General features: G+C 73.3%; 16 protein-coding genes. 11 read left to right on the top strand and 5 right to left on the bottom strand.

Features of this window, described 5'->3' with window-relative positions:
• Positions 1 to 53 precede the first annotated feature (53 nt).
• From cobM to cobC, 6 genes are read left to right on the top strand one after another with little or no spacing between them, the layout of a single operon-like run.
• Positions 54 to 872 (top strand): precorrin-4 C(11)-methyltransferase, encoded by an 819-nt coding sequence (gene cobM, locus V7E45_RS06925; RefSeq protein ID WP_333773187.1) that lies wholly within the window; start codon positions 54 to 56, stop codon positions 870 to 872.
• Complete coding sequence (gene cbiE, locus V7E45_RS06920) at positions 869 to 2,110, top strand: precorrin-6y C5,15-methyltransferase (decarboxylating) subunit CbiE (protein ID WP_333773186.1); 1,242 nt, start codon at positions 869 to 871, stop codon at positions 2,108 to 2,110. Before cobM ends, cbiE begins: the two co-directional genes overlap by 4 nt.
• On the top strand, positions 2,107 to 3,807 hold the full coding sequence (gene cobJ / locus V7E45_RS06915; protein ID WP_333773185.1) for a precorrin-3B C(17)-methyltransferase: 1,701 nt from the start codon (positions 2,107 to 2,109) through the stop codon (positions 3,805 to 3,807). Before cbiE ends, cobJ begins: the two co-directional genes overlap by 4 nt.
• Positions 3,804 to 4,391 (top strand): precorrin-8X methylmutase, encoded by a 588-nt coding sequence (locus tag V7E45_RS06910; RefSeq protein WP_333773184.1) that lies wholly within the window; start codon positions 3,804 to 3,806, stop codon positions 4,389 to 4,391. The genes cobJ and V7E45_RS06910 overlap by 4 nt, the downstream gene beginning before the upstream one ends.
• Positions 4,388 to 5,299 (top strand): sirohydrochlorin chelatase, encoded by a 912-nt coding sequence (locus tag V7E45_RS06905; RefSeq protein ID WP_333773183.1) that lies wholly within the window; start codon positions 4,388 to 4,390, stop codon positions 5,297 to 5,299. The genes V7E45_RS06910 and V7E45_RS06905 overlap by 4 nt, the downstream gene beginning before the upstream one ends.
• Positions 5,289 to 6,362, top strand: coding sequence for an Rv2231c family pyridoxal phosphate-dependent protein CobC (gene cobC / locus V7E45_RS06900; protein WP_333773182.1), 1,074 nt, complete (start codon positions 5,289 to 5,291; stop codon positions 6,360 to 6,362). Before V7E45_RS06905 ends, cobC begins: the two co-directional genes overlap by 11 nt.
• Positions 6,363 to 6,462: 100 nt before the next feature.
• Here cobC and V7E45_RS06895 read toward each other — a convergent pair whose 3' ends face one another.
• From V7E45_RS06895 to V7E45_RS06875, 5 genes are all read right to left on the bottom strand, one after another.
• A complete protein-coding gene (locus V7E45_RS06895; RefSeq protein ID WP_333773181.1) occupies positions 6,463 to 7,359 on the bottom strand; it encodes an SCO1860 family LAETG-anchored protein in 897 nt (298 codons plus the stop codon).
• 198 nt (positions 7,360 to 7,557) lie between these two features.
• A complete protein-coding gene (locus tag V7E45_RS06890) occupies positions 7,558 to 8,649 on the bottom strand; it encodes an amidohydrolase family protein (RefSeq protein WP_333773180.1) in 1,092 nt (363 codons plus the stop codon).
• Positions 8,650 to 8,667: 18 nt separating this feature from the next.
• A complete protein-coding gene (locus V7E45_RS06885; RefSeq protein ID WP_333773179.1) occupies positions 8,668 to 9,462 on the bottom strand; it encodes an amino acid ABC transporter ATP-binding protein in 795 nt (264 codons plus the stop codon).
• The gene (locus tag V7E45_RS06880) at positions 9,459 to 10,292 is read right to left on the bottom strand and encodes an amino acid ABC transporter permease (protein ID WP_333773178.1); all 834 of its coding nucleotides are present in this window, start codon (positions 10,290 to 10,292) and stop codon (positions 9,459 to 9,461) included. The genes V7E45_RS06885 and V7E45_RS06880 overlap by 4 nt, the downstream gene beginning before the upstream one ends.
• Positions 10,289 to 11,137, bottom strand: a complete 849-nt coding sequence (locus tag V7E45_RS06875; protein ID WP_333773177.1) for a transporter substrate-binding domain-containing protein — start codon at positions 11,135 to 11,137, stop codon at positions 10,289 to 10,291. Before V7E45_RS06875 ends, V7E45_RS06880 begins: the two co-directional genes overlap by 4 nt.
• A gap of 141 nt (positions 11,138 to 11,278) precedes the next feature.
• Here V7E45_RS06875 and V7E45_RS06870 point away from each other — a divergent pair, with 141 nt between their 5' ends.
• The 5 genes from V7E45_RS06870 (at position 11,279) to thpD (ending at position 15,829) form a co-directional block, all read left to right on the top strand.
• Positions 11,279 to 12,379, top strand: a complete 1,101-nt coding sequence (locus V7E45_RS06870) for a pyridoxal-phosphate-dependent aminotransferase family protein (protein ID WP_333773176.1) — start codon at positions 11,279 to 11,281, stop codon at positions 12,377 to 12,379.
• A 319-nt stretch (positions 12,380 to 12,698) separates the two neighbouring features.
• The gene (gene ectA / locus V7E45_RS06865) at positions 12,699 to 13,217 is read left to right on the top strand and encodes a diaminobutyrate acetyltransferase (RefSeq protein WP_333773175.1); all 519 of its coding nucleotides are present in this window, start codon (positions 12,699 to 12,701) and stop codon (positions 13,215 to 13,217) included.
• 12 nt (positions 13,218 to 13,229) lie between these two features.
• Positions 13,230 to 14,501 (top strand): diaminobutyrate--2-oxoglutarate transaminase, encoded by a 1,272-nt coding sequence (ectB, locus tag V7E45_RS06860; protein WP_333773174.1) that lies wholly within the window; start codon positions 13,230 to 13,232, stop codon positions 14,499 to 14,501.
• 30 nt (positions 14,502 to 14,531) lie between these two features.
• A complete protein-coding gene (locus V7E45_RS06855) occupies positions 14,532 to 14,936 on the top strand; it encodes an ectoine synthase (RefSeq protein WP_333773173.1) in 405 nt (134 codons plus the stop codon).
• A gap of 5 nt (positions 14,937 to 14,941) precedes the next feature.
• On the top strand, positions 14,942 to 15,829 hold the full coding sequence (gene thpD, locus V7E45_RS06850; protein ID WP_333773172.1) for an ectoine hydroxylase: 888 nt from the start codon (positions 14,942 to 14,944) through the stop codon (positions 15,827 to 15,829).
• The last annotated feature ends 65 nt before the right edge of the window (positions 15,830 to 15,894 follow it).

The following is a 15,894-nucleotide window of genomic DNA, read 5'->3' as shown; positions in this document are numbered from 1 at the left end:
CCCGACATTTCACTGATTCCGACTTGCGTTTCCCGTACGAGAGGACCCCTCCCATGGCCGATGCCCCCACCGGCAAGGTGACCTTCGTCGGTGCCGGCCCCGGCGCCGCCGACCTGCTGACCTTCCGTGCCGCGCGCGCGATCGCCGAGGCCGACGTGGTGATCTGGGCGGCCAGCCTGGTCCAGGCGGAGGTCCTCGAGCACGCGCGCGAGGGCGCGGAGATCCTGGACTCGGCCACCATGTCCCTGGAGGACGTCGTGGCCGTCTACCGGCGCGCCCTGGCCGAGGGGCTGAGGGTGGCGCGGATCCACTCCGGCGACCCGGCGCTGTGGGGCGGTACGCAGGAGCAGCTGGACCGGTGCGCCGAGCTCGGGATCGACACGGAGGTCGTGCCCGGCGTCTCGTCCTTCTCCGCCGTCGCCGCGCTCGCCCGGCGCGAGCTGACCATCCCGGAGGTCGCCCAGTCCGTGGTGCTCACCCGGCTCGGCGGCGGCAAGACGCCGATGCCGCCCGGTGAGGAGGTGCGCGAGTTCGCCCGGCACGGCACCACCATGGCGGTCTTCCTGTCGGCGGCCCGCAGCGGGCAGCTGGTGCGGGAGCTGCTGGAGGGCGGCTACCCGACCGACACCCCGGTGGTCGTCGCCTACCAGGCGACCTGGCCGGAGGAGCTGATCGCGCGGTGCACGATCGGCACGCTGGAGGAGACCGTCAAGGAGCACAAGCTCTGGAAGCACACGCTGTTCCTGGTCGGCCCGGCGCTGGCCGCCCACGGGACCCGGTCGCACCTGTACCACCCGGGGCACTTCCACGGGTACCGCAAGGCCGACCCGGAGGCCCGCCGGGCCCTGCGCGAACAGCGGGCCAAGAGTTGATCACGGTCGTCGGCACGGGGACGGGCGCGGACGCGCCGCTGCCCGGGGACGTCCTGGCGCGGGCCGCGCTGGTCGTCGGCGGCCGGCGGCACCTGGACGCCGCGCCGCTGCCCGAGGGCGCGGAACGGGTGGTGCTCGGGCCGCTGGCCCCGGCCCTGGACACCATCGGGGAGTACGTCGCCGAGGAACTGCCGGTGGTCGTGCTGGCCTCCGGCGACCCCGGCTTCTTCGGCGTGGTGCGGGCACTGGCCGAGCGGTTCGGCGCCGGTCGTCTCGACGTGCGGCCCGGGGTGTCGTCGGTGGCGGCCGCGTTCGCACGGATCGGCCTGCCGTGGGACGACGCGGTCGTGGTGAGCGCCCACGGCCGGGACCCCCGTACGGCCGTCAACGTCTGCCGGGCGCATCCGAAGGTGGCGGTGCTGACCGGACCCGGGGCCGGGCCGGCCGAGCTGGGCGCCGCGCTGGGCGACGGGCGGGTCCTGGTGGTGGCGAGCGCGCTCGGTGATCCCGAGCGCGAGCGGGTGGAGCGGGTGACGCCCGCCGAGGCCGCCGCCCGCGACTGGGGCACGGCGGTGAACGTGGTGCTGTGCCTGGACGGGCCCCGGGCGCTCGGGGCGGTCCGCACGGTCGCCGGGGCGCCCGCCGGCCCGGCGGCGTGGGCGCTGCACGAGGACGAGTTCGCCCACCGGGACTCGATGATCACCAAGTTCGAGGTGCGGGCGCTGGCGCTGGCCCGGCTCGGGCCGCGCCTGGGCGACCTGGTGTGGGACGTCGGCGCCGGTTCCGGGTCGGTGGCCGTGGAGTGCGCGCGGCTCGGCGCGGCCGTCGTCGCCGTCGAGCGCGCCCCGGACGGGGTGGAGCGCATCCGCGCCAACGCGGCCGCGCACGGGGTCGACGTGCGCGTGGTGCACGGCACGGCGCCGGGGGCGCTGTCCGGCCTCGCCGACGACCCCGACGCCGTGTTCGTCGGCGGCGGCGGGCGTGAACTGCCCGCCGTCGTCACCGCCTGCGCCCGGCGGGCGCGGCGGACGGTCGTCGTGGCCGTGGCCGCGCTCGACCGGGTGCCGGCCGCGCGCGCGGCGCTGGCCGGCGCCGGGTTCGACTGCGACGGGGTGCTGCTGCAGTCCTCGCGTCTCGCGCCGCTGCCCGGGGACGTGACCCGGCTGGCGGCCACCAATCCAGTGTTCCTGCTGTGGGGCGTCAGAACCCCGGTGTCCAGTGAAGGAGTTGCTCAGTGATCGGCCTGATTTCCGCCACCGCGGCGGGGGCGGCGGCGCGGGACCGGCTGGCCGCGGCCTGGCCGGACCGCACGCGGGTGTACGACGGTCCCGTCGGGGAGGCCGTGCGGGCCGCGTTCGCCGAATGCGGCCAGCTGGTGTGCTTCCTCGCCACGGGCGCGGTGGTACGGCTGCTCGCGCCGCTGCTCGGCGACAAGGCGGCCGACCCGGGCGTGGTGTGCGTGGACGAGGGCGGCCGGTTCGCGGTGTCGCTGATCGGCGGCCACGGCGGCGGCGCCAACGAACTCGCCCGCGAGGTGGGTGAGTTGCTGGGCGCCGAGCCGGTGGTGACCACCGCGACGGACGCCGTCGGGCTGCCGGGCCTGGACACGCTGGGACTGCCGTACGAGGGCGCGGTGGCCACGGTCTCCCGCGCCCTGCTGGACGGCGAGCCCGTGGCGCTGGAGGCGGAGGTGGCGTGGCCGCTGCCACCGCTGCCGTTCTCCGCGCGGGGCGAGTACACCGTCCGGCTCACCGACCGGGCCGTCCCGCCGGGCGAGCGCGAGGTGCTGCTCAGGCCGCCGACGCTGGTGGTCGGGGTCGGCGCGTCCAGGGGTGCGCCGGCGGAGGAGGTCGTCGGCCTCGTCGAGGAGGCGCTGCGCGGGGCCGGGCTCAGCGCCGGGTCCGTCGCCGAACTCGCCACCGTGGACGCCAAGTCCGGGGAGCCGGGCATCGTGGCCGCCGCGGCTCGGCTGGGGGTGCCCCTGGTGACGTACTCCGCCGCGGAGCTGGCGGCGGTCGAGGTGCCGAACCCCTCCGGAGCCCCGCTCGCGGCGGTCGGCACCCCGTCCGTGGCCGAGGCCGCCGCCCTGCTGCGCGGCGGTGAACTCCTCGTGCCCAAGCGGAAGTCGGAGCGCGCCGACGGGCAGCCCGCCATGGCGACCTGTGCCGTCGTACGGCGGCCGGGGCGCGGCCGGCTCGCGGTGGTCGGGCTCGGGCCCGGCGCCCGGGACCTGCTCACCCCGCGCGCGGCGGCGGAGCTGCGCCGGGCCTCCGTCCTGGTCGGGCTCGACCAGTACGTCGACCAGATCCGCGACCTGCTGCGGCCCGGCACCCGGGTGCTGGAGTCGGGTCTCGGCGCCGAGGAGGAGCGGGCCCGCACGGCCGTCGCCGAGGCCCGCGCGGGGCACGCGGTGGCGCTGATCGGCAGCGGGGACGCGGGCGTGTACGCCATGGCCTCCCCGGCGCTCGCCGAGGCGTCCGACGACATCGACGTGGTCGGGGTGCCCGGGGTGACGGCCGCGCTGGCCGCCGGGGCGATCCTGGGCGCGCCGCTGGGCCACGACCACGTGTCGATCTCGCTGTCCGACCTGCACACGCCGTGGGAGGTGATCGAGCGCCGGGTGCGCGCGGCGGCCGAGGCGGACCTCGTGGTGACCTTCTACAACCCGCGCTCCCGTGGCCGCGACTGGCAGCTCCCCAAGGCGCTGGCGATCCTCGCCGGGCACCGGGAGCCCGGGACGCCCGTCGGTGTCGTGCGCAACGCGTCGCGGCCGGACGAGTCGAGCCGGGTGACGACGCTGGGCGCTCTCGACGCGGCGACGGTCGACATGATGACGGTCGTGACCGTGGGCAACACGGCGACCCGCGACATCGCGGGACGCATGGTGACGCCGCGCGGCTACCGCTGGCAGAGCACCCGGGAGGAGGCCCGGTGAACCGGATCGTCCACCCCATCGAGCAGGAGTCCTACCGTCGGCTGCGGGCCCGGCTCGACACCTCCGGCTTCCCGCCGCTGACCCGGGCGGTGGTGGAGCGGGTCATCCACTCCGCCGCCGACCTCGGGTACGCGGACGACCTCGTCATGGCCGAGGGCGACCTGGTGAAGGCGCACGCCGCGCTGCACGCCGGGGCGCCGGTCGTGGTGGACGTCGAGATGGTCGGGGCCGGCATCACCCGCCGGGAGACCGTCTGCCGGCTCAAGGACGCCACGGCCGGACCGGGGCTGACCCGCTCGGCGCACGGCATCCGGCTCGCCTACGAGCAGGTCGGGCCCGGCGCCCTGTGGGTGATCGGCAACGCCCCGACCGCGCTGGAGGAGCTGCTGACGCTGGACGCCTCCCCCGCGCTCGTCATCGGCCTGCCCGTCGGCTTCGTCGGAGCGGTCGAGTCCAAGGAGGCGCTGCGCGCGAGCGGGCTGCCCGCCGTGAGCAACGTGTCCGAGAAGGGCGGCTCGGCGGTCGCCTCCGCCGCGCTCAACGCCCTGCTGTACCACCCCGTTTCACCTGAGGAGACCTCGTGACCACCCCGCCCGCCCTGCTCATCGCCGGCCACGGCACCCGTGACGACGCCGGAGCCGAGGCGTTCCGCGACTTCGTCCGGGAGCTGGGCCGCCGCCACCCCGAACTGCCCGTCGCGGGCGGCTTCATCGAGCTGTCCCCGCCGCCGCTGGGCGACGCCGTCGCCGAGCTGGTCGGGCGGGGTGTGCGCCGGTTCGCCGCCGTGCCGCTGATGCTGGTGTCCGCCGGCCACGCCAAGGGCGACATCCCGGCGGCGCTGGCCCGGGAGAAGGAGCGGCACCCGGGGATCTCGTACACCTACGGCCGCCCGCTGGGCCCGCACCCGTCGCTGCTGAACGTGCTGGAGCGGCGCCTCGACGAGGTGCTGGAGGGTACGGACCGCTCCGAGGTGACCGTGCTGCTGGTCGGGCGCGGCTCGACCGACCCGGACGCCAACGCCGAGGTGCACAAGGCGGCCCGGCTGCTGTGGGAGGGGCGCGGGTACGCCGGTGTCGAGACGGCCTTCGTGTCGCTCGCGGCGCCGGACGTGCCGAGCGGCCTCGACCGCTGCGCCATGCTGGGGGCGCGGCGGATCGTCGTGCTGCCGTACTTCCTGTTCACCGGCATCCTGCCGGACCGGGTGCGGCGGCAGACCGAGGAGTGGGCGGCCGCCCACCCGGAGACCGAGGTGCGCTCGGCGGGCGTCATCGGGCCCGAGCCGGAACTGCTGGACCTGGTGATGGAGCGGTACGAGGAGGCCGTCCGCGGTGATCTGCGCATGAACTGCGACTCGTGCGTGTACCGGATCGCGCTGCCGGGCTTCGAGGACAAGGTGGGGCTGCCGCAGCAGCCGCACTTCCACCCGGACGACGACGGGCACCACCACGGGCACCACCATCACGGGGGGCATTCCCACAGCCATGCGCACTGAGGACCCACGGGAAGCCCCGGGCACCGGGCACGATCTGCGGCACCACGGGGACGCCGAGGTGCGCGACGACGGGGCCGGGCTGGTCGACCTCGCCGTCAACGTCCGCGCGGACACGCCTCCGCCCTGGCTGCGCGAGGAGATCTCCGGATCGCTGGCGTCGCTCGCGGCCTACCCGGACGGGCGGGCCGCGCGGGCGGCGGTGGCGGCGCGGCACGGGCTGCCGGTGGAGCGGGTGCTGCTGACGGCGGGGGCGGCGGAGGCGTTCGTGCTGCTGGCGCGGGCGCTGAAAGTGCGCCGGCCGGTCGTCGTGCACCCGCAGTTCACGGAGCCGGAGGCGGCGCTGCGGGACGCCGGGCACACGGTGGACCGGGTGCTGCTGCGTGAGGCGGACGGCTTCCGGCTCGACCCGGCGGCCGTTCCCGAGGACGCGGATCTGGTGGTCATCGGCAACCCGACGAACCCCACGTCGGTGCTGCACCCGGCCGGGACGATCGCCGCACTCGCCCGCCCCGGCCGGACCCTGGTGGTCGACGAGGCGTTCATGGACGCGGTGCCGGGTGAGCGGGAGGCGCTGGCGGGGCGGACCGACGTGCCCGGGCTCGTCGTGCTGCGCAGCCTGACCAAGACGTGGGGTCTCGCCGGGCTGCGGATCGGGTACGTGCTGGCCGCGGCCGGGATCGTCGCGGAGCTGGAGCGCGCCCAGCCGCTGTGGCCGGTGTCGACGCCGGCGCTGGTCGCGGCCCGCGCGTGCGTGGCGCCGCGGGCGCTGGCGGAGGCGGCGCACGCGGCGCACCGGGCGGCCGCGGACCGCGCCCACCTGGTGGCCGGGCTGACCGCCCTGGCGGACCGTGGCGTGCGGGTGGTCACACCCGCGGAGGGCCCGTTCGTGCTGGTCCGCCTGCCGGACGCGGCCGCGCTGCGCCGCCGGCTGCGCGAGCTGGGCTACGCCGTGCGGCGCGGGGACACGTTCCCGGGGCTGGACGAGGAGTGGGTACGGATCGCCGTCCGGGACCGGACCACGGCGAGCGGCTTCCTGCGGGCACTGACAGCGGTCCTGCCGTAACGGGGCCCCGGAGGCCGGGCCCCGCGCACGGACCCCGAAGTCCCCGGACGGGCCGGCGACGGCCGGGCGCCCACCCGCCCGGCCGTGCGGTCCGGTGGGCTCAGCCCCGGCGGCGGCGTGCCACCGTCACCGCTCCGCCGCCCGCCAGGAGCAGCGCCAGCGCGCCGCCCGCGATGTACGGCGTGGTCGAGCTGCCGCCGGTCTCGGCGAGGTCGGCGTGCGAGCCCTGGGGCTTCACGTCGGCGGTGGGGGCCTGGCTCGGTACCGCGTGCCGGGCGGGTACCGGCGCTTCGCAGGTCGCCGCGGCCAGGGTGACCGTTCCTTCCACGTCGGCCACGTTGAGCTTCAGCGGGTTGATCGAGACCTTGAGTCGGAGGGCCGTCGCGGCTGCCGTGCGGGACGTGGTCCGGTGCTGGGACAGGTCGAGCCGGACGTCGCCCACGCCGGGCACCTTCACCTCGGTGGGGCCGCCGGCGGTGAGCGTGACGCGCTTGCCCAGGACCGTGACGGCGCCCAGGACGTTCGCCGAGGCGACGGGCGCCTTCCCGGCCGCGCAGGTCGCCTCGGCGGTGACCGTGCCGACGTCGATCAGGGAGAACAGGGGCAGGCCGGGGACGTGCACCCGGGCGTGCACGAGCCGGACCGAGCCCTCGGCGAGCCTGCCGTTCGCGGTGGCCCTGGCCGACGCCACCTGGGCGCCCAGGACCGTGAACGGCCTGCCGCCGTCGACGCCGTCGAGCCGCGTCGTCAGCGTGGTCCTCTCGGCGCTCGCCGGCGCCTTGACGTCGTTGAGGCTGACCGCGAGCGGGACGTTCACGGACTTGTTCAGCAGGGAGACGTCGAGCCCGGTGCGGAGCACGACGGCGGAGGCGCGACCGTGACCGGTGGTCGCGTGCGCGGCGCCCGCGCCCAGCGCGGCGGGAGCCGCGGTCAGGGCGGTGACCGTCGCGACGGCGGCGAGACGGCGTGCGGGCATACGGAAGAAGTGGCTGTTCAAGGTGGTGGGACCCCCAGAAGGAACTTGCTTGGGACCCGTCAACTTTTACGCACTGTGGGTGAACGGTCAGCCATCCTGCGTTACTTCACTCCATCGTGGAGTTTCAGCACACCTCTTCGAATCGTCGGGCACAGGCGTTCTGCCACCCGCCCGCACCGCCACCCCGCACACCGCCACCCCGCGGCTCCGTCCGCTCCGCTACTCGACGATCCGCCCGTTCAGCACCACCCGGCGCGGCGCCGCGAGCACGCGTACGTCGGCCCGCGGGTCGGACTCGTACACCACCAGGTCGGCCGGCGCGCCCTCCTCCAGGCCGGGACGGCCCAACCAGGCGCGGGCGCCCCAGCTCGTCGCGGACAGCGCGGCGACCGGTGAGAGACCCGCGGTGACCAGTTCGGCGACCTCGGCCGCCACCAGTCCGTGGGCCAGCGAGCCGCCCGCGTCCGTGCCGACGTACACCGGGATGCCGGCGTCGTGGGCGCCGCGCACCGTCTCATAGCGCCGCTCGTGCAGCCTGCGCATGTGCGCCGACCAGCGCGGGTACTTGCGTTCGCCGCCCGCCGCGAGGCTCGGGAAGGTGGCGATGTTGACGAGCGTCGGGACGATCGCGACACCGCGCTCGGCGAACAGCGGGATGAGGTCGTCCGTCAGGCCCGTGGCGTGCTCGATGCAGTCGATGCCCGCCTCGACGAGGTCGCGCAGCGAGGTCTCGGCGAAGCAGTGCGCGGTGACCCGGGCGCCGAGCCGGTGGGCCTCGGCGATGGCCGCCTCGACCGCGTCGCGCGGCCAGCAGGCGGACAGGTCGCCGAGGTCGCGGTCGATCCAGTCGCCGACCAGTTTGACCCAGCCGTCACCGCGCCGGGCCTCCTGGGCGACGTACGCGACGAGGTCGGCGGGCTCGATCTCGTGCGCGTAGTTGCGCATGTAGCGGCGGGTGCGGGCGATGTGCCGGCCGGCTCGGATGATCTTCGGCAGGTCGTCGCGGCCGTCGATCCAGCGGGTGTCGGAGGGCGAGCCGGCGTCCCGGATGAGGAGGGTGCCGGTCTCCCGGTCGGTCAGCGCCTGCTTCTCGGCGGTGTCCGCGTCGACCGGGCCCTCGGCGCCCAGCCCGACGTGGCAGTGCGCGTCGACCAGGCCGGGCAGTGCCCAGCCCTCGACGGTCCGCACCTCGCGGGCGCCGGCGGGGCGGTCGTAGGAGACGCGGCCCCCGACCACCCACAGTCCGTCGCGGACGTCCTCGGGTCCCGCCAGGACCCGGCCCTTCACGTGCAGCACCGGCTGATCGCTCATGCACCGCACCTTAGTGAGCTAGGACCCGGCCTCGCCCACCTGGTCCGAGGTCTCCTCCTCGACCTCGGCCATCGCCGGGTCGAGCAGCCGGGACAGGAAGTGCCGGGTGCGCTCGTGCCGCGGGGCGCCGATGACCTGGTCGGGGCTGCCGTCCTCGACGACGACGCCGCCGTCCATGAAGACGACCCGGTCGGCGACCTCGCGCGCGAAGGTCATCTCGTGGGTGACGACCATCATGGTCATGCCCTCTTCGGCGAGTCCGCGCATCACGGCGAGGACGTCCCCGACGAGTTCCGGGTCGAGCGCGGAGGTCGGCTCGTCGAAGAGCATCACGTCGGGGCCCATGGCGAGCGCACGGGCGATGGCCACCCGCTGCTGCTGCCCACCGGACAGGGAGGACGGGTAGGCGGCCGCCTTCTCCGCCAGGCCGACCCGGGCCAGGTTCCCGGCGGCGACCCGGGCGGCTTCCGCCTTGTCCCGCCCCAGCACCCTGCGCTGCGGCAGGGTGAGGTTCTGCGTCACCGTCAGGTGCGGGAAGAGGTTGAACTGCTGGAAGACCATGCCGATGCGCCGCCGCGCGGCGTCGATGTCGACGTCCGGGTCGGTGATCTCGGTGCCGCCGACGAAGACCTGGCCCTCGCTCGGCTCCTCCAGCAGGTTCACGCAGCGCAGCAGCGTCGACTTGCCCGAGCCGGAGGGGCCGATGACGCAGACGACCTCGCCCTGGTCGATCTCCAGGTCGATGCCGCGCAGGACGTGGTTGTCGCCGAAGGACTTGTGCAGGCCCTGGACGCGGATCTCGGGGCGGGTCACTTGATCTCCTCCTGGGCCCTGGCCTCCAGGCGGCGGGCGACGAAGCCGAGCGGGATGGTGACCAGCAGGTAGCACAGGCCCGCGACCAGGATCGGCGTGGAGTTGGCGGTGGTGCTGGCCAGGTCCCGGCCGAACTTGGACAGTTCGCGCTCCTCCAGGGTGACGCCGAGCAGCAGCACCAGCGAGGAGTCCTTGAAGAGCATGATCAGTTCGTTGGTGAGCGGCGGGAGGATGATCCGGAACGCCTGCGGGATGATGATCGAGATCATGGCCCGGGCGGGCGAGAACCCCAGCGACCGGGCCGCCTCCGTCTGCCCCTTGGGCACCGCCTGGATGCCGGCGCGGAAGGTCTCCGCCATGTAGGCGGCGCCGATCAGGCCGAGACCGAGGGCGCCCTTGCCGTAGGTGCCGCCAGGGATCTCCGCGCCCGGGAAGGCCAGCGGCACGGCCACCGCGATGAAGACGAAGATCAGCAGCGCGGGCAGACCGCGGAAGACCTCGATGTAGATGCCCGCCACCCAGCGGTACGGCCCGACCGAGGACAGCCGCATCAGCGCGACGACCAAGCCGAGCAGCAGCCCGAGGACGAAGCCGGACACCGTGTACAGAACGGTGTTCCTCAGCGCCAACGTGAGGACGTCCGGCCACATCTGCCGGGCGATGCCGCCCTGCGCGAACTGGTTCTGCAGCCGCCCCCAGTCCGCCGAGACCGCCGCGGCGATCACGGCGGCGACGAACACGACGTACTGGATGCCGCGGGACACCCGGCGCTTCTGGCGCCGGGTCAGTCCCTTCTTCTTCGGCCGTGGCCGTACGTCCGTGTCGCTCATGAGCCGGCGGGAGAGGCCACGGAGGCGTCGTACGGGCCGATCCACTGCTCGTAGATCTTCTTGTAGGTGCCGTCGGCCTTGGCGTCCTTGAGTGCCTTGTCGATGGCCACGCGCAGCGCCGTGTTGCCCTTCTTGACGGTGAAGCCGTACTGCTCACCGGTCTTGAGGTTGTCGACGACCTTGAACTTGGCGGCGTTGGCCTTGTCCTTCAGCCAGCCCTGGACGACCGGGTAGTCGATGACGACGGCCTGGACCTGTCCGGTGCGCAGTCCGTTGAGGACGGCGTCGGAGGACTCGAAGGAGACCGGGTCGTAGCCCTTGCTCTTGGCGTAGTCCTCGCCGGTGGTCTGCGCCTGCGCGCCGAGCTTCTTGCCCTTGGCCTTGACGTCGGCGAGCGAGTTGATCCCGCTGCTCCTGTCCACCAGGACGGCCTGCGTGGCCTCGAAGTACGGGTCGGAGAAGTCGACGTTCTTCTTGCGCTCGGGCGTGATCGTCATGCCGGCGGCGGCCAGGTCGCACTGCCCGGAGTTCAGGAAGGCGCCCGTCTTGAAGTTCTCGAAGGGCGTGTCGACGATCTGCTGCTTGACGCCGAGGTTCTTGGCGACGAGGTCGATGAGGGAGACGTCGAAGCCCTGCACCTTGCCGTTGACCTCCGACTGGAACGGCGGGTACGGCAGGTGGGTGCAGGTGGTCAGCCGGCCGGCCTTGACGAGATGGACCCCCTTGACGGTGGCACCGCCGCTCCCGCCGCCGTTCGAGGAGCAGCCGGCGGCCACGAGCACAAGACCGGCGGTCGCGGTGGTGGCAGCCAGGAAGCGGGTCCGGCGCCCGGAGAACGTTTTCATGGGGGGAGATCTCCTGTGGGGGAAGAGTGGGTTCCGATTATAAGGAAGAGTTTGAGTCTCTCAAATCAAACCGATGGCTACGGGGCCGTCCGACCTAAGATCGAGGGAGTCGACACCCCCGAGCACGAAGAGAGCGCCGTCGTGACCCACCCCTTCCTCGACCTGCCCCCGCTGACCGCCGGGCGGTTCGCCGCCATCGAGGACCGGGTGGCCCGGCTGCTGGCGACCCGGCAGGACGTCCTGGTCACCCAGGGCGAGGCCCTGCTGCCACTGGAGGGCGCGATCCGCGCGGCGGCCGGCCCGGGCACCGTGGCCCTCAACGTGATCACCGGCCCGTACGGGCAGACCTTCGGCGACTGGCTCCGGGACTCCGGCGCGACGGTCCACGACCTGGCGGTGCCCTTCCACACGGCGGTGACCGCCGCCCAGGTCCGGGCGGCCTTCGCCGAACACCCGGAGATCGACTTCGTGTCCCTGGTGCACGCCGAGGCCGCGACCGGCAACACCAACCCGGTCGCGGAGATCGGCGCGGCGGTGCGGGAGCAGGGCGCGCTGTTCTACCTGGACGCGGTCGCCTCCGTCGGCGCCGAGCCCGTGCTGCCGGACGCGTGGGGGGTGGACCTGTGCGTGATCGGGGCCCAGAAGGCGATGGGCGGCCCGGCGGGCGTGTCGGCGATCTCGGTGAGCGAGCGGGCGTGGGCCCGCATGGCGGCCAACCCGCACGCACCGCGCCGCTCCTATCTGTCCCTGCTGGACTGGAAGGAGCGGTGGATCGACGGCGGCCGCAAGGCACTGCCGCACGCTCCCGCGCAGCTGGAGATGCTGGCCCTCGACGCCTGCCTGGAGCGGATCGAGTCGGCGGGCGCCCAGACGGTGATGGCCCGGCACGCCTCGGCCGCCGCGGCGACCCGCGCGGGCGCGACGGCGCTCGGCGGGGGTCTGGAACCGTACGTGCACGAGGCCCGGGACGCGGCGCCGGTCGCCACGACCCTGCGGGCGCCCGCCGGGCTCGTGGCCTCCGAGCTGGTCGCCCGGGCCCTGGACAGCGACCCCGCGCTGCCGTTGGCCGCCGGCGGGGGCGCCCTGGCCAAGGAGATGATCCGGGTGAACCACTACGGGCCCGACGCGACGCCTGCCGCCGTGCACGGCTCGCTGGCCGCCCTCGGCGCGGCCCTCGCCGAGCGGGGCGCCGCCGTGGACCTCGCGGCGGCCCGCCGCGCGGCGGACGGGGCCTGGCGGTAGCCGGGGCTCCCGGGGAGGCACCACACACAGCGGCCCGCGCCTTCCGCGCGGGCCGTTTTCGTTTCCGGACTCAGAATTCAAATTGGCTTCACAATTTCTGCGAATTCATCCGTCGATAGCTTCCCGTCTTCTTCTGCCCGCTTTTTGCGGGGCTAAACAACGAGGCTGCACGGGCCTTTTCGGGCTGTGACACACTCCACAGGCGAAGACTTTTGTCCATATTTGCACTGGTGCAATTGGGACATAACACCAAGAGCGCAGCACAGGGCGATCTGGCCAGCCGTGCATTTTTCAATTTGCCTCGCTAAATTCGTGCCGCATGACTGCCGCACCAGCCGACCTTCTCATCGACCGACCGGCGATGGCCGACGGAGCCGCGCTCTGGCGTCTCGCCAAGGAATCCGAAACCCTCGACCTGAACTCTTCCTACGCCTATCTGCTGTGGTGCCGGGACTTCGCCGGCACCTCGGCGGTGGCGCGCGGCGCGGACGGCGAACCCGTCGGTTTCGTCACCGGCTACGTGCGGCCCGACGACCCCACCACGCTGCTCGTCTGGCAGGTCGCCGTCGACGCCGCCCATCAGGGCCACGGCATCGCCGCCGCGCTGCTGGACGGGCTGACCGCCCGGCTCACCGCCGACCGCGGCGTCACCCGCCTCGAAACCACCATCAGTCCCGGGAACACCGCCTCCGAGCGCCTGTTCACGTCGTTCGCCGCCCGCCACGGCGCGGACCTCATCCGTGAGGTGCTGTTCCCCGCAGGGCTCTTCCCGGACGGCCCGCACGATCCGGAAGTCCTGTACCGCATCGGCCCGCTGACCCCCGCCACCGCGCACTGAGGAGCGATTCACGTGACCATCACCCAGCCCGACCTCAGCGTCTTCGAGACCCTGGAGTCCGAGGTACGCAGCTACTGCCGCGGCTGGCCCACCGTGTTCGACCGTGCGCAGGGCAGCCGCATGTACGACGAGGACGGCCACGCCTACCTCGACTTCTTCGCCGGGGCCGGCTCACTCAACTACGGCCACAACAACCCGGTGCTCAAACGGGCGCTGATCGACTACCTGTCCCGGGACGGCGTCACGCACGGCCTGGACATGTCCACCACGGCCAAACGGTCGTTCCTGCAGACCTTCCAGGACCTGGTGCTGCGCCCGCGTGACCTGCCGTACAAGGTCATGTTCCCGGGCCCCACCGGCACCAACGCGGTGGAGTCCGCGCTGAAGCTCGCCCGGAAGGTGAAGGGCCGAGAGGCGATCGTCTCCTTCACCAACGCCTTCCACGGCATGTCGCTCGGCTCCCTCGCGGTCACCGGCAACGCCTTCAAGCGGGCCGGCGCCGGCATCCCGCTGGTGCACGGCACCCCCATGCCGTTCGACAACTACTTCGACGGCCAGGTCCCGGACTTCCTGTGGTTCGAGCGGCTGCTGGAGGACCAGGGCTCCGGGCTCAACAAGCCCGCCGCCGTGATCGTGGAGACCGTGCAGGGCGAGGGCGGCATCAACGTCGCGCGCCCCGAGTGGCTGCGGGCGCTCGCCGACCTGTGCGAGCGGCAGGACATGCTGCTGATCGTCGACGACATCCAGATGGGCTGCGGCCGCACCGGCGCCTTCTTCTCCTTCGAGGAGGCCGGCGTCACGCCCGACATCGTGACCGTCTCCAAGTCCATCAGCGGGTACGGGCTGCCGATGTCGCTGTGCCTGTTCAAGCCCGAGCTCGACGTGTGGGAGCCGGGCGAGCACAACGGCACCTTCCGCGGCAACAACCCGGCGTTCGTCACCGCCACCGCGGCCCTGGAGACCTACTGGACCGACGGCTCCGCGATGGAGAAGCAGACCCGTACCCGGGGCGAGCAGCTCGAGCAGTCCCTGATCGCCATCACCGAGGAGAACCTGGCCGACGTGCGCGAGTACCGCGGCCGCGGCCTGGTGTGGGGCCTGGAGTTCCACGAGAAGGAGCGGGCCTCGCGGGTCGCGAAGCGCGCCTTCGAACTCGGGCTGCTCATCGAGACCTCGGGCCCGGAGAGCGAGGTCGTCAAACTGCTCCCCGCGCTCACCATCACCGCCGACGAGCTGGACGAGGGCCTGAGCATCCTCGCCCGCGCCGTCCGCGAGACCGTCTGACACCGTCCACCGAGGAGGAAGCACAGCACCGTGATCGTCCGATCGTTCAAGGACATCGAAGGCACCGACCGGCACATCAAGTCGAAGTCCGGCACCTGGGAGAGCAAGCGGATCGTCCTCGCCAAGGAGCGGGTCGGCTTCTCCGTGCACGAGACCATCCTGTACGCCGGCACCACGACGGACATGTGGTACGCCAACCACATCGAGGCCGTCGTCTGCACCCGGGGCGAGGCCGAGCTGACCGACCGCGAGACCGGTCGGAGCCACACCATCACGCCCGGCACCATGTACCTCCTCGACGGCCACGAGCGGCACACGCTGCGGGTCAAGGAGGACTTCCACTGCATCTGCGTGTTCAACCCGCCCGTGACCGGACGGGAGGACCACGACGAGAACGGCGTCTACCCGCTGCTCACCGAGCCCGAGGAGGTGTGACACCCATGACCACTGTCACCGATCTCTACCCCAGCCGCGGCGCCGGCGAGGTGGCCGTCCCGCGCCAGGACCCGGTCGTCTGGGGCTCCCCGGACACGCCCGGCCCGATCGCGACGGCCGACCTCCAGGCGTACGAGCGTGACGGCTTCCTCGCCGTCGACCAGCTGATCACCCCCGGCGAGGTCGAGGTCTACCGGCAGGAGCTGGAGCGGCTGGTCGCCGACCCGGCGATCCGGGCCGACGAGCGCTCGATCGTCGAGCCGAAGTCGAAGGAGATCCGCTCCGTCTTCGAAGTGCACCGGATCAGCGAGGTGTTCGCGAAGCTGGTGCGCGACGAGCGGGTGGTCGGCCGCGCCCGGCAGATCCTCGGCTCGGACGTCTACGTCCACCAGTCGCGGATCAACGTCAAGCCGGGCTTCGGCGCCAGCGGCTTCTACTGGCACTCGGACTTCGAGACCTGGCACGCCGAGGACGGCCTGCCGAACATGCGCACGGTGTCCGTCTCGATCGCCCTGACCGAGAACTACGACACCAACGGCGGCCTGATGATCATGCCGGGCTCGCACCGCACGTTCCTCGGCTGTGCCGGCGAGACGCCCGCGGACAACTACAAGAAGTCGCTGCAGATGCAGGACGCGGGCACGCCGTCCGACGAGGCGCTGACGAAGATGGCCGGCGAGTACGGCATCCGCCTCTTCACGGGCAAGGCCGGCTCGGCGACCTGGTTCGACTGCAACTGCATGCACGGCTCCGGCGACAACATCACGCCGTTCCCGCGCAGCAACGTGTTCATCGTGTTCAACAGCGTGGACAACGCGGCCGTGGAGCCGTTCGCCGCGCCGGTGCGGCGCCCGGAGTTCATCGGGGCGAGGGACTTCACCCCAGTGCGGTGATCCCTGGCACGACCGGGGGGGGGGGGGGGGGGGGGGGGGGGGGGGGGGGGGGGGGGGGGGGGGGG

This window comes from Streptomyces sp. IBSBF 3136 (assembly GCF_036815105.1).
Lineage (GTDB): Bacteria > Actinomycetota > Actinomycetes > Streptomycetales > Streptomycetaceae > Streptomyces.
This window is presented reverse-complemented; position numbering and strand designations above follow the sequence as displayed.

Bases quoted from the DNA above. Each gene is read 5' to 3' on its own strand.
- cobM (WP_333773187.1), top strand. From the start codon at position 54: ATGGCCGATGCCCCCACCGGCAAGGTGACCTTCGTCGGTGCCGGCCCC.
- cobC (WP_333773182.1), top strand. From the start codon at position 5,289: ATGCGCACTGAGGACCCACGGGAAGCCCCGGGCACCGGGCACGATCTG.
- V7E45_RS06890 (WP_333773180.1), bottom strand. From the start codon at position 8,649: ATGAGCGATCAGCCGGTGCTGCACGTGAAGGGCCGGGTCCTGGCGGGA.
- V7E45_RS06880 (WP_333773178.1), bottom strand. From the start codon at position 10,292: ATGAGCGACACGGACGTACGGCCACGGCCGAAGAAGAAGGGACTGACC.
- V7E45_RS06875 (WP_333773177.1), bottom strand. From the start codon at position 11,137: ATGAAAACGTTCTCCGGGCGCCGGACCCGCTTCCTGGCTGCCACCACC.
- ectA (WP_333773175.1), top strand. From the start codon at position 12,699: ATGACTGCCGCACCAGCCGACCTTCTCATCGACCGACCGGCGATGGCC.
- thpD (WP_333773172.1), top strand. From the start codon at position 14,942: ATGACCACTGTCACCGATCTCTACCCCAGCCGCGGCGCCGGCGAGGTG.